General features: G+C 70.2%; 7 protein-coding genes. 4 read left to right on the forward strand and 3 right to left on the reverse strand.

Features of this window, described 5'->3' with window-relative positions; all coding sequences use genetic code 11:
- Nucleotides 1-116: 116 nt before the first annotated feature.
- The 4 genes from KL771_RS13530 (at nucleotide 117) to ppk2 (ending at nucleotide 6,249) form a co-directional block, all read left to right on the forward strand.
- Entirely contained in the window at nucleotides 117-1,106 is a 990-nt protein-coding gene (locus tag KL771_RS13530; RefSeq protein WP_261969081.1) for an HlyD family secretion protein, read from the forward strand.
- Nucleotides 1,093-3,912: a ribosome-associated ATPase/putative transporter RbbA gene (rbbA, locus tag KL771_RS13535; protein WP_261969082.1), complete on the forward strand. Its 2,820-nt coding sequence runs from the start codon at nucleotides 1,093-1,095 to the stop codon at nucleotides 3,910-3,912. Before KL771_RS13530 ends, rbbA begins: the two co-directional genes overlap by 14 nt.
- A 5-nt stretch (nucleotides 3,913-3,917) precedes the next feature.
- Nucleotides 3,918-5,045, forward strand: a complete 1,128-nt coding sequence (locus tag KL771_RS13540) for an ABC transporter permease (RefSeq protein WP_261969083.1) — start codon at nucleotides 3,918-3,920, stop codon at nucleotides 5,043-5,045.
- A gap of 178 nt (nucleotides 5,046-5,223) precedes the next feature.
- Nucleotides 5,224-6,249 (forward strand): polyphosphate kinase 2, encoded by a 1,026-nt coding sequence (gene ppk2, locus KL771_RS13545; protein WP_261969084.1) that lies wholly within the window; start codon nucleotides 5,224-5,226, stop codon nucleotides 6,247-6,249.
- 65 nt (nucleotides 6,250-6,314) lie between these two features.
- Here ppk2 and rpe read toward each other — a convergent pair whose 3' ends face one another.
- The 3 genes from rpe to KL771_RS13560 all read right to left on the reverse strand — a co-directional run bounded on the left by rpe (nucleotide 6,315) and on the right by KL771_RS13560 (nucleotide 13,852).
- Nucleotides 6,315-6,986, reverse strand: coding sequence for a ribulose-phosphate 3-epimerase (gene rpe, locus KL771_RS13550; RefSeq protein ID WP_261969085.1), 672 nt, complete (start codon nucleotides 6,984-6,986; stop codon nucleotides 6,315-6,317).
- Nucleotides 6,987-7,083: 97 nt separating this feature from the next.
- A complete protein-coding gene (gene fba, locus KL771_RS13555) occupies nucleotides 7,084-8,148 on the reverse strand; it encodes a class II fructose-bisphosphate aldolase (protein ID WP_261969086.1) in 1,065 nt (354 codons plus the stop codon).
- A 223-nt stretch (nucleotides 8,149-8,371) separates the two neighbouring features.
- The gene (locus tag KL771_RS13560) at nucleotides 8,372-13,852 is read right to left on the reverse strand and encodes a BON domain-containing protein (RefSeq protein WP_261969087.1); all 5,481 of its coding nucleotides are present in this window, start codon (nucleotides 13,850-13,852) and stop codon (nucleotides 8,372-8,374) included.
- Nucleotides 13,853-13,956: the final 104 nt, after the last annotated feature.

Genomic DNA, 13,956 nt, shown 5'->3' on the forward strand with positions numbered 1-13,956 from the left:
CCTCATCCGGGCGCCGGACATGCCATGCGGTTTCCAACGAGGTTGCACTGCAGCATCGGGCGGACCAAGGTGGCGCCAGCGGTCCGAGGGGCGGGCCGCCGGACGGAACGGACGTCATGCGGCCATCGATCATTCTTCTCGCCGCCGCGCTGGTCGGGCTCGGCGGCTTCGTCGGCTATCGGCAGTATCTCGCTACCCAGGCGACGCACCTGCCGGAAGGCGTGACCGCCTCGAACGGACGGATCGAGGTCGAGCGCGTCGACATCGCCTCGAAATATGCCGGCCGGCTCCTGGAGATGCTGGTGCGCGAGGGCGACTTCGTCGAGAAGGGCGCGGTCGTCGCCCGGCTCGACACCAGCGAGATCCGCGCCCAATTGGCCGCCGCCGCCGCCACCGCCCAGCGCGCCGTCCAGACGATCGGCCGCGCCGAGGCCGAGACGGCGATGCGCGAGGCCGAACTGGCCCTGGCCGAGGTGGAGCTGAAGCGGGCCAGCGAGCTGCACGACCGCTCGGTCACCTCGCAGGCCGAGGTCGACCGCCGCGCCGCCCAGCGCAACGTCGCCGCCGCGGCCGTCAAGGCGGCGAAATCCGCGATCGGCGAGGCGGAGGGCGCGCGCGCCGTCGCCGATGCCCAGGTCCGCCAGATCCAGGCCATGCTCGACGACATGACGCTGACCGCCCCGGTCGCCGGCCGGGTCGAATACCGGCTGGTGCAGACCGGCGAGGTGGTCGCCGCCGGCGCACGGGTCGCGACCCTGCTCGATCTCTCCGACGTGAACATGACCGTGTTCCTGCCGACGCGACTGGTCGGCAGGGTCCGGCTCGGGGCCGACGCACGCATCCGGCTCGATGCCGCATCGGAATTCGTCATTCCGGCCAAGGTCTCCTTCGTCGCCGCGGAAGCGCAATTCACGCCCAAGACCGTCGAGACCGAGACCGAGCGCGACAAGCTGATGTACCGGGTCAAGGTCAGCATCGCCCCGGATCTGCTGGTGACGCGGCGCGACTATGTCAAGGCGGGCCTGACCGGCAACGCCTATCTGCTCACCGGCCGCGACGCCTTCCCGCCCGAACTGGCGCCGAGGCTGCCCGATGCCCGCCCCTGACATCGCCCCGGACGGCGACGCGGCGGCCACAGTCGTTGACCCAGCGCCGGCCTGGACGGTCGCGCTCGACGGCATCGTCCATCGCTACGGCAAGACGCTGGCGCTCGACGGGGTCGGCCTGACGCTCGCCGCCGGCTCGGCGACCGCCGTGATCGGACCGGACGGGGTCGGCAAGTCGACCCTGCTCGGGCTGATCGCCGGCGTGAAGCGGCTGCAGGCCGGGACGGTCGCGGTGCTCGGCGGCGACATGGCCGACCGCCGCCACCGCGATGCGGTCGCCGGCCACATCGCCTACATGCCGCAGGGTCTCGGACGCAATCTCTACCCGACCCTGTCGGTGACCGAGAACATCGCCTTCCACGCCGCCCTGTTCGGCCTGACGCCGGCCGAGCGCGACGCACGCGTCCACCGCCTGCTGGCGGCGACCGGCCTCGCGCCCTTTGCCGATCGCCCGGCCGGCAAGCTGTCGGGCGGCATGAAGCAGAAGCTGTCGCTCTGCTGCGCGCTCGTCCACGATCCCGATCTTCTGATCCTCGACGAGCCGACCACCGGCGTCGATCCGTTGTCGCGCCGCCAGTTCTGGGAACTGATCGCCGACATCCGCGCCGGCCGGCCGGGCATGACCGTCCTGGTCGCCACCGCCTATATGGACGAGGCGGAGCGCTTCGACCGCATCGTCGCCGTCGCCGACGGCCGGATCATCGCCGACGGCCCGACCCGCGACATCCTGGCCGCCGCCGGCGCGTCCGGACTGGAGGACGCCTATCGCCGGCTCCAGGCCGGCAGCGGCGGCGCCGTCCCCGCGCCCTTCGCGATCGCCCCGCGCGTGCAGCATGACGGGCCGCCCGCCATTGCGGCCGAGGGCCTGACCCGGCGCTTCGGCGACTTCACCGCGGTCGACCATGTCAGCTTCCGCATCGAGCGCGGCGAGATCTTCGGCTTCCTCGGCTCCAACGGCTGCGGCAAGACGACCACGATGAAGATGCTGACCGGCCTGCTGCCGGCGACGGAAGGTACCGCCGAACTGCTCGGGTTGCCCGTCGATGCCGGCGATCTCGCCGTCCGCATGCGGGTCGGCTACATGTCGCAGGGCTTCTCGCTCTACGAGGAGCTGTCGGTGCGCGGCAATCTCGACTTCCACGCCGCCGTCTACCACCTGCATGGCGCGGCCGCGCGCACCCGGGTCGCCGAGACGATCGATCGGTTCGGGCTCGGCGAGGTCGCCGACGCCATGCCGGCCGCCCTGCCGCTCGGCATCCGCCAGCGCCTGCAACTCGCCGCCGCCTGCCTGCACAAGCCGGAAGTGCTGATCCTCGACGAGCCGACCTCGGGGGTCGATCCGGAGGCGCGCGACTCTTTCTGGCGCCATCTCGGCGAACTGTCCCGGCGCGACGGCGTCACGATCTTCGTCTCGACGCATTTCATGAACGAGGCCGAGCGTTGCGACCGCATCTCGCTGATGCATGCCGGCCGGGTGCTCGCCGTCGGCGCACCGGCGGAGATCGTCGCGGCGGCCGGCACGCGCACGCTCGAGGATGCCTTCATCCAGGTGCTGGAACGGGAGAGCGGACAGGACCCGAAAGAGTCCGGCCCAGCCGTCAAGGCCGTCGCCCCGGTGGCGACGGAACAAGCGAACGGCGAAGGCCCGACGGCTGAGCGCCCGCTCGGCCGGCGCGATCCGACCATCGCCCGGACGCTCGCCTTCGCCATGCGCGAGGCGCGCGAACTGCTGCGCGACCGGGTACGCCTCGCCTTCGGACTGATCGGCCCGATGGCGCTGCTGGTCGTGTTCGCCTTCGGCATCTCCTTCGACGTGGAGAAGCTGACCTATGCCGCCTTCGACCGCGACCAGTCGATCGAGAGCCGCGACCTGCTGCGCTCCCTGTCCGGCTCGCGCTATTTCGAGGAGCGGCCGCCGATCGTCACGGAGGCGGAGGCCGACCGCCGGCTGATCGACGGCGAATTGCGGCTGGTCGTGTCGATCCCGCCCGGCTTCGGCCGCGACCTGCTGCAGGGCCGCCGCCCAGAGATCGGCTTCACGGTCGACGGCGCCAATACATTCCGCGCCGAGACGGTCAGGAGCTATGTGCAGGGCGTCGTGCTCGGCTACGCGGCGGAAAAGCTCGCAGCCTCCCCGCTCGGCGGCGCCGCGGCGGCCGAGGCCGTCGCCTTCGTGCCGCGCTTCGCCTACAATCAGGCCTTCCTGAGCGTCAATGCGATCACGCCCGGCGTGATCATGCTGCTCCTGGTGCTGATCCCGGCCATGATGACGGCGCTCGGCGTGGTGCGCGAGAAGGAGATCGGCTCGATCGCCAACCTGCGCGCGTCGCCGGCGCGGGTCGCCGAATTCCTGATCGGCAAGCAACTGCCCTATGCGGCGCTCGGGCTCGTCGCCGGGCTCGCCATGGTGGCGATCGCGGTCTTCGCCTTCGGGGTGCCGTTCCGCGGCTCGGGCCTGGCGCTCGCCGCCGGCGCGGCGCTCTACGTGCTGGCGACGACCGGCTTCGGGCTGCTCATCTCGACCGCCGTCGGCACCCAGGTGGCGGCGATCTTCGCCACCGCGATCCTGAGCGTCGTGCCGGCGATCAACTTCTCGGGCTTCCTCTACCCGCTCTCGGCCACCGACGGGGCGGCCTGGTGGGTCGGCACGCTGTTCCCCTCGTCCTGGTTCCAGACCATCGCGCTCGGCATCTTCGCCAAGGGGCTCGGCCCGGCCGATCTCCTGCCCCACTATGCCGCGCTCGCCGGCTTCGGTCTCGTCTTCGTGACCGCCGCCGTCCTGCTGCTCGACAAGCAGGAGCACTGACCGCCATGCTGCGCGCGATCGACAACATCTGGCATCTGGTTCTGAAGGAATTCGCCAGCCTCGCCGGCGACCGGGTCATGCTGGTGCTGATCTTCTACGCCTTCTCGATGGCCATCGTGACGGTCGCCAACGGCGTCAAGCTGGAAGTCTCCAATGCCAGCGTGGCGGTGATCGATCTCGACCGCAGCCCGGCCGTCGACCGCATCGTCGACGCCGTGCGCCCGCCCTATTTCCGGGCGCCGGTCAGGGTCGATGCCGCCGGCGCCGAACAGGGCATGGATCGCGGCCGCTATACCTTCCTGCTGTCCTTCCCGCCCGGCTTCGAAGCCGACCTGCTGGCCGGCCGCAAGCCGGAGATCGGCCTGACCGTCGACGCGACCGCCATGACCCAGGCCGGCAACGGCGTCGCCTATCTGCGCGAGATCGTGTCGACTGAGACCGCCCGCTACCTGTCCGCCAAGGGCGTCGAGGCGGGCCTGCCGGTCGGCGCCGTGATCCGCCAGGCCTTCAATCCCAATCTCGACGGCGTGCGCTACAACGCCGTCATGCAGCTGGTGAATTCGATCACCATCCTGTCGATCATCCTGGTCGGCGCGGCGGTGATCCGCGAGCGCGAGCACGGCACCATCGAGCATCTGCTGGTCATGCCGGTCCGGCCGACCGAGATCGCGCTCGGCAAGATCATCGCCAACGGGCTGGTCGTCCTGATAGCGGTCTTCTTCGCCATCGAGGTGGTGTTGCGCGGCGTGCTCGACGTGCCGATCGCCGGGTCGGTGCCGCTGTTCCTGGCCGGCACCGCCGTCTATCTCTTCGCCACCACCGCCCTCGGCATCGTGCTGGCGACGCTCGCCAATTCGATGCCGCAGCTCGGCCTGATGGCGATCCCGGTGTTCATCACCATGCAGCTCCTGTCCGGCGCCATGACGCCACTCGAAAGCATGCCGAAGGTGCTGCAGGAGGCCATGCACGTCTCGCCCTCGGTCTATTTCGTGCAATTCTCCCAGGCGATCCTCTATCGCGGCGCCGGCTTCGAGGTGGTCTGGTTCCCCCTCGCCATGATGGCCGGCATCGGCGCAGCCCTGCTCGCCTTCGCGGTCTCCCGCTTCCGCCGCATGCTCGAAAAGAGCGGCTGACCGGACCGCTCCGCCCCTGCCCGCCCCGCCTACGACCGAATACGCAGGCGGGGTCGGATCAACGCTTTCGCTGGGGAAGCCGACTAGCCTTCTCGTCATGCAGCCGAACCGGCCGGGTCCTCACGGGGTCCGGCGGGCTCGGCTTGCGACCGAAAGGCCACCAGCGGGGAGAGCGTGCATGGATACCACCGAAACGATCAATACGCCGGGCGAACCGGTCGCGGCACCGGTCGAGCGCGTGCCCGATCCGACCGATCCGATCGGCAAGGCCGCGGCGGCGCTTGCGGAGACCGAGATTCCGACGGTCCGCACCACCCGCTCGGAACGCCGCGACGCGTTGCGCCGGGCCAAGGAAGACCCGGATGCGATCCGCCGCGTCTTCGAGACCAGCATCTATCCGTATAGCGACCGGCTGACCGAGCGCGCCTACGAGAAGCAGATGGAGCCGCTCCAGGTCGAGCTCCTCAAGGCGCAGAACTGGATCAAGGCCACCGGACAGCGCATCGTGATCCTGTTCGAGGGTCGCGACGCGGCCGGCAAGGGCGGCACGATCAAGCGCTTCATGGAGCATCTCAATCCGCGCGGCGCGCAGGTCGTGGCGCTGGAGAAGCCGAGCGAGCGCGAACGGGCGCAGTGGTATTTCCAGCGCTATATCGAGCACCTGCCCTCGGCAGGCGAGATCGTGCTGTTCGACCGCTCCTGGTACAACCGCGCCGGCGTCGAGCGCGTGATGGGCTTCTGTTCCCCGGCCGAATATCTGGAATTCATGCGCCAGGCACCGCTGATCGAGCAGATGCTCGTGCGCTCCGGCATCCGCCTCTACAAGTTCTGGTTTTCGGTCACGCGCGAGGAGCAGCGCCGCCGCTTCGAGGCGCGCCGCAACGATCCGCTCAAGCAGTGGAAGCTGTCACCGATCGACCTCGCCTCGCTCGACAAGTGGGATGACTACACGGAAGCCAAGGAGGCGATGTTCTTCTATACCGACACCGCCGACGCGCCCTGGACGATCATCAAGTCCGACGACAAGAAGCGCGCCCGGCTGAACTGCCTGCAGCACTTCCTGTCGACGCTCGACTACGACAACCGCGACGAGGCGGTGGTGGTCGGCGCCGATCCGCTGATCGTCGGCTCGACCGCCCATGTGGTGCGCACCGCCGACCATATCCTCGGCAAGTCGCTGCATCCGGGCAGCCGGCGGGCGTGAGCGGCACCGGCGATCGGTCGGGCCGGCCGATCGCCCCGCCCGGCCTCGCGGATCCGGCAGCGCCCTCAGCCGCGCGCGGCGGCGATCTCGCCGCGCATCGCCTCGATCACGGCGCGGTAGTCCGGCGCGCCGTAGATCGCGCTGCCGGCCACGAAGGTGTCGACGCCGGCTGCGGCGACCGCGCCGATATTGTCGGTCTTCACGCCGCCGTCGATCTCCAGCCGGATGTCGCGGCCCGAGGCGTCGATCAGTTCGCGCACCCGGCGCGCCTTGGCGAGCGCGGACGAAATGAAGGCCTGGCCGCCGAAGCCGGGATTGACCGACATCAAGAGGATCAGGTCGAGCCGGTCCATGACCCATTCCAGGCACTCGACCGGGGTGGCCGGATTGAGCACCAGGCCGGCCTTGCAGCCCTTGCGCCGGATCAGGTCGAGCGAGCGGTCGACATGGCCCGAGGCTTCCGGATGGAAGCTGATCCAGTCGGCGCCGGCCTCCGCGAAGGCCTCGATCATGGCATCGACCGGCTCGACCATCAGATGCACGTCGATCGGCGCCTTGGTGACCGGCCGGATCGCCTTGCAGATCATCGGCCCGATGGTCAGGTTCGGAACGTAGTGGTTGTCCATCACGTCGAAATGGATCCAGTCCGCCCCCGCGTCGATGACGGCCGTCACCTCCTCGCCGAGCCGGGCGAAATCGGCCGAGAGGATCGAGGGGGCGATGATGGCGGGCTTCATGGGCATCGGGTCCTTCGAAAACGGGAAGGCCCCGACCGCGTTCGGCCGGGGCGCTTCGGGTCTGTTCCAGGCGCCGCGGGCGGGCGGCGCGGGTGCCTCAGTTCACGACCTGCTTCAGCGAGCCGTCGGCATAGCGGGCGGCCATGTCGGTGAGAGTGATGGCCTTGATCTTCTCGGCCTGGCCGGCGGTGCCGAAGGCCTCGAAGCGGGCGACGCAGACCTTGGTCATCGCCTTGATGCCCTCGGAAAGATACTTGCGCGGATCGAATTCGCCCTTGTTGACGAACATCACGCGGCGGATGGCGGCGGTCATCGCGAGGCGCAGGTCGGTGTCGATATTGACCTTGCGCACGCCGTGCTTGATGCCCTCCTGGATCTCCTCGACCGGCACGCCGTAGGTCTCCTTGAGCTCGCCGCCATACTGGCGGATCTCGGCGAGCAGTTCCTGCGGCACCGAGGACGAGCCATGCATCACCAGATGGGTATTGGGGATGCGGGCGTGGATTTCCTTGATGCGCGAGATGGCCAGCACCTCGCCGGTCGGGCGCTTGGTGAACTTGTAGGCGCCGTGCGAGGTGCCGATCGCGATGGCCAGCGCATCGACCTGGGTCTTGGCGACGAAATCGGCCGCCTGGTCGACATCGGTCAGGAGCTGTTCGCGGGTCATGGTGCCCTCGGCGCCGTGACCGTCCTCCTTGTCGCCCTTCATGGTCTCCAGCGAGCCGAGCACGCCGAGTTCGCCTTCGACCGAGACGCCCTGCGCATGGGCGCTCTCGACCACGGTACGGGTCACGTCGACGTTGTATTCGTAGTCGGCGACCGACTTGCCGTCGGCCTGCAGCGAGCCGTCCATCATCACCGAGGTGAAGCCGTTCTCGATCGCCGAGAAGCAGACCGGCGGCGCGGCGCCGTGGTCGAGATGCATCACGATCGGGATGGTCGGATAGGTCTCGATGGCGCCCTGGATCATGTGGCGCAGGAAGGCGTCGCCGGCATATTTGCGCGCGCCGGCCGAGGCCTGCAGGATGACCGGCGACTTGGTCTCGTCCGCCGCCGCCATGATCGCGCGGACCTGCTCCAGGTTGTTCACGTTGAAGGCCGGCAGGCCGTAGCCGTTCTCGGCGGCATGGTCGAGCAGTTGGCGCAAGGAAACGAGCGGCATTCAGGGATCTCCTGCAACGGAAATTCGGCGGCCCCGGTCGCCGTCGGATGACGGGCCGGCCTTCGGTCGGCCCCTGCTGTAGCCAGCAATATGGGGCGGCAGCAAGACGAAAAAGGACGTATCGGCAGAGAAAAGGTGAATAGCTACAGTATATTAGAAAGAATTTGCAGTGCGGCAAGGTGTTCCACACCGGGCCTGCCGCCAAAGACGGCAGGCCCGGCCATCAGCAACGGTTGAAGAAGCAGTAGAAGGGCCCCTCGCCCGGGGGAGGGCCGCCCGGACGCGCGCCGCCGGGCGGAGGCGGCGCTGGACGGGCACCGATTCCGGCCGGCGGCGTCGGTCCGTTCGGCCGGACAAGGCGCGGATCGACGCCCGGCGGCCGGTCGTAGACCTGGCGATCGGCAGGCTGTCGGTCAGGCGTCGGGCGCGGTTCGCTTGATGGTCGCGGGTCCACGGCCGGCCGTTCGGTCCGCACAGGCGCCGGGGTCGGAGCCTTGTCGGAACCGCGCGGCGCCTCGACATTGCTGTCGAGCAGCACACCGTCGGGCAAGGCGGCGACGCGGATCGCCTCGTTATAGGCGCGGAAGCTGTCGGCATTGCGCGCCGTCCCGGTGACTTTCACGCTGGCATCCGAGATCGACAGCGTACCGTCGGCCAGTTCGCCGGCCCGCCGGATCGCGAAGCGCAGCGCAGCCTCGAAATCCGGGCCGGCGCCGGCTGCGATCCGCGTGTCGTCGCGGATTTCGATGCCGCGCGGCAGGCTCGCCTTCAGGCCTTCGATCACCCGCTTGCGCTCCTCGTCGGAGGGCACGAAGCCGGTCAGGCGAACCACCCAGCGCTCGACCTTGGCGTTCCAGACGTAAGGCGCGACGCGCGCCGGCTTCAGGTCGAGCCTGGCCTTCGCGCCGCCCGGCAGCCAGCCGCCGAGATCCTGCAGCACCGCCGCATAGCCCTCCGGCGTCGCCGCGGTGGCGTCGACCGATATCGCGGTGTCGCGGAGTGCGACGGTGCCGACCTCCAGCCGGGCGGCCTGGGCCGTCATGGTGCGGGCGAGTTCGGCGAAGCGATCCGGCGCCCCGTCACCGACCTGCAGGTCGTCGACGACACGCGCGCCGGCGACCTGCCCGGCGGCGGCCAGCAGATCCCGGCGCAGGGCCTCGGTCGGAACATAGCCGGTCAGCCGGATCTCGCCGCCCGACCGGGTCATCTGCCACGTATAGGGCGACACGACCGGCGCATTGACCGAGAAGCGGAGCAGCCGGAAGTCTGCCGGCAGGGGCCCGTTGACCGCGTTGCGCAAGGCCTCGAAGGCGTCCGGATCGAGGCTTTGGCCGTCGATGCTCAGATTGCGTTCGGACAGGGTGATCCGGCCGCGCGCCAGCCGGGGCGCCAGCTCAGCGGCGAAGCGCACCGCCTCGGCGAAGGCCGGCGGCGCGCCATCGGCAATCCGGGTCTCGTCCTTCAGGTTGCGCCCGCCGGCGGCCGGCGCCAGGGCGGCGGCAAGCTCTGTCCGCACGCCCGCATCCGGCACGGACCCGGTGACCACGATCGCGCCCGGGTCGATCGACAGCACCCAATCGAACGGCGCCGCCAGTGGCGGGCGGATGGTGCGTTCGAGCCGCATCCCCGCGACACCGGAGCGCGAGACCGCGGCAAGCGCCTGGAAGGCCTCGCCGCTGCGCGCCCGCCCGTACAGGCGGACGACGCCGTCGGCAAGAGTCAGCCGCGCCTCGCCGAGTTCCGCAAAATCCGCCAGGGCCGCCCCGAGCGTCTCGGCGAAGCCGGCCGGCGCGCCGCCGGCGGGCCGGGTATCGTCGGCGACCGTCAGATTCGGCGCGTTGCGGCGGAGCGTCTCGATCAGCTGAAGGCGGGTCTCGTTGTCCGGAACGTAGCCGGTGAAGCGGACGCGGGTGCCGGTCAACTCGGCGCCGAACTGATAGGCGGCCACCGGCGCAGGGCTCAGCGCGGTGCGCGCGATGCCCGAGCCGGTCGGCGGGCGGGCGAGATCGCGCAGCAAGGCGGCATGGGCTTCGGGCGTGGCAACGGTGCCCTCCACGGCAATGTTGCCGTCCTCGACAGTGATCCGTCCCTCGGCGAGCCGCCCCGCCTGGTTCAGCGCCCAGCGCGCCATGCCGGTGAAGGCGTCCGGCGCGCCGGCGGCGATCAGCGTCTCGTCCTTGACCGCGCCGTCGCCGAACACATTCGTGCCGGCTCCCGCGATGTCCCGGCGCACCGCCTCGGAGGGCACGAAGCCGGTCAGGCGCACCGCGCCGTGAGCGACCGCAACCGTCCAGGCGAAAGGCGCGACATGGGCCGGTTCGATCGACCAGTTGCGATGGCGGAACCCGGCCGGCAAGGCGCTGGCGGACCGGCGCAGGTCCTCGTAGTCGGACGGCGCGTAAGCTTGGCCGTCCAGAGCGGCCGCCTGGTCGCGCAGGCTGGCCCGGCCCTTCATCAGGCGGCCGGCCTCACCGGCCAGGAAACGGGCCGCGGCCATGAATTCGGCCGGGGCGCCGTCGGCAACCCGGGTCTCGTCGCGAACCGTCCGGCCGCGCCCGACCCGGGCGGCCAGTTCGGCAAGCTCGGTCCTGGCCTCGGCTGATGGCACGAACCCTGACAGGACCAGGGCCTGACCGTCGGCCGTCGCGCTCCATTCGTACGGTGCCGCAGCCGGCGGCCGCACCTCGAAGATCAGGTTGCCGCCGCCCGGCACCGGCTCGCGATTCTTTTGCAGGGCCAGCATGAAGGCATCGAAACTGCGCGCGCGGCCTTCAAGCCGAACGTTGCGCCCGGTCACCGAAGCCTTCGGATCGGCCGTGTCGGCCATGCGCGAGAGGGCATAGAGCGCGGCATCTCCGAAGCCGGCCGGCGCCCCGGCGGCGATCAGCATCTGATCGACGACATTGCCCTGCGGGGCGAACCTGCGCGCCGCCTCGACCAGGGCGGTCCGTTGCGCCTCGCTCGCGACATAGCCGCCCAGCCTCAGCCGCGCCACATTGGCATCCGCACTCCAAGTGAAGGGCGAGATGCCGGCCGGGATCAGGCCGGCGATCTGTCCGACCGCATTGCCGGGCAATGCCTTGCCCAGGTCGCGCATGGCGGCCGCATAGGCGTCGGGGCTCGTTGCCGTGCCTTCGACGGTCAGCTTGCCGTCCTCGATCGCCAGACGCACGGTCGTGCCGAGGCGCGGCAACTGCGCAAGCGCCAGTCGCGCCAACGCCGGAAAGGCCGGCGGGGCGCCCTCAGCGATCTGCAGGTCGTCCTGGATCGGCGTGGTGCCGAGGGCGGCCGTCGCGGCGGCGGCCAGTTCCTGGCGAACCGCCTCGGACGGAACGTAGCCGGCGAGCTTCAACCCGCTTGCGCCGAGCGTCGCGGTCCAGACATAGGGCGAGATCAGCGGCGGGGAGACCGAATTCCGGTCGATCACGAAGCCCGGCGGCAGGCGATCGGAAACCGGCACCTGGAGCGCCCGCGACAGAACCATGAAGTCGCCGGGCGAGGCGACCTGGCCGTCGACCGTCAACGACTTGCCCGACAGCGCGATCCGCCCGCGGACAAGGCGCGGCGTGAGATCGGCGGCAAAACGCACGGCGGCCAGGAAGTCCGGCGGCGCGCCGTCGGCGATCTGGGTATCGTCGCGCACGGTGCGGCCGCCGGCAGCCCGCTTCGCGGCCGCCGAGACGGCGCTTTTCGCCTCTTCGTTCGGAACATATCCGGTCACCGCGAGCCGGTCGCCCTCGATCACGAAGGCGAGGTCGAAGGGCTGCACCAGGGGCGGCCGGATGGTCGAGACGAGGCGGCCGGCCGGGACGGTGGCGGACTTCAGCACCGCATAGGATTCCGTGCTGCGCGCGCGGCCGTCGACCTGCAACTCGTCACCGGCGACGGTGACGCGACCGAGCGACAGCTCCGCCAGCTTGCCGGCTCCGAACAGGGCGAGGTCGACGAAGGCCGGGCCGTTGCCCGACGCGATGCGCGTCTCGTCATGCACGGCCTGGCCGGGAACCGCGCGGCGTACGGCATCGAGAATGCGTGCCTGCACCGCCTCGTCGGGCACGAAGCCGCTGATCGCCACGCGGCCGGGATCGAGGTCGATCTGGAAGCGGTAGCTGGCCACGGCAGGCGCGCGCACCGAGAGGCGGGCCTGCCAGCCGCCCGGCAGCGGTCGCGCGAAGTCGCGCATCAGCCGGGCATAGCCCTCGGGCGAGATCGCCGCCCCCTCGATGACCGCATCCCGGCCCTGCACCTTGACCGAGCCCGAGGAGAGATCCGCGAGGCCGCCGAGCAATTGCCGGACGGTCTCGGCATATCCGGCCGGAGCACCGGGCGCCACCTTGACGTCGCTCGTCACCTGGATGCCGGCGATGCCGCGCACCACCGCATCCTGGAAGGCCTGACGCTCCGCCTCGCCGGGCGCATAGCCGATGAGCCGCACGGCGCCGCCGTCGCGCAGGGCCACGAAACCGTATGTCCCCGGCGCCGGACCCGGATCGTCCTTCGGCCCGAACAGGGAGAACAGCACCCCGCCGACGACCAGGAGGCCGGCGAGCGCCGCCGCGATCAGGCCGATCGGCGCACGCCGCTCCGGCCCCTCCCCGGTGGCGGGTCCCTGGCCTGGCCTCGTCACCGTCGGGGGCCGGGCGGTCGCCGGCGCCACGCGTACATTGTCGGACGGCGCGACCGCCGCAGCCACGGCGTCGCCGTCTGGCCCCGGCTCCGGCCCCGTCGTCGCAGGCGACGCGCCGAGAATGTCGGGACGCTCGAATTCCGCCGGCACCGCGACAACCGGCCCCCGTGCCCAGCCGAGAGCCTCGCGCAGCGCCGCGATGCTCTGCGGCCGCTCGCGCTCGTCGATCCGCAGTGCCTGGTCGATGCCGTTCAGAAAGGCGACCGAATAACGCCCGGGATCGGCCACAGCCTCCGCGACCGGCAGATACGGGTCGCCGCTGCCGCCACCGCGGCCCATGCGCATGATGCGGTTGACGGACGCAACCGGGGGCGCACCGGTGACGGCCCGATAGAGCACCGCGCCGAGCGAATAGATGTCGGTGTAGCGGCCGTGCCGGGCCGGCAGGTCGATATCGGCCTGCTCGGGCGGCGCATAGCGCATCTGGGCGACGGTCTTGGCCGAGCGCTCCCGGTCGAGCCCCTGGCCGGCGGCCCCGAAATCGATCAGCAGCGGATCGCCGTTCGGCCGCACCATGATGTTTCGGGGGGTCAGATCCCGATGCATGGTATCGGCATCATGGACATGGTCGACCGCGTCGAAGATCTTCTCGAACAGCGGCTTCAGTCCGGCCTCGTCCGGCGGCTCGGCATGGCCGATCAGCCATTGCTCGAGGGTGACGCCCTCGACATATTCCATGACCAGATAGCAGGTGTTGTTCCAGCGCAGGAAGTTCTCGCCCCGGACGACATAGGGGTGGCTCAGCCGATTGACGACCGCCTTGGCCTCGTCCTGGAACTTCTGCAGGGCATATTCATACGTGCCTTCGCTGATCGCGGTATCGACCAGCACCGCCGAGCCGCTGCGCGAAGCGAGATCGCGGACATAGAACTCCTTGATCGCCACCGTCTTGTGGGTGACGTCGTTGAAGGCCTTGTAGGTGATCCCGAATCCGCCGGCGCCCAGCACCTCCAGAATCCGGTAGCCGCACACTTCCGTGCCGATATCGAGGGCGTAGGGATACCGCGGATCTTTCATGGGGGATTCGGCCCGCCTTTCGCATTGATTATGGCAACCGCAGTCCGCCGTTGCCAGAGCAGGGCTGAAACCGGCAGGCCGTCGCCGCACGGTGGGCCGAACGG

The sequence above is a fragment of the Prosthecodimorpha staleyi genome (assembly GCF_018729455.1).
Lineage (GTDB): Bacteria > Pseudomonadota > Alphaproteobacteria > Rhizobiales > Ancalomicrobiaceae > Prosthecodimorpha > Prosthecodimorpha staleyi.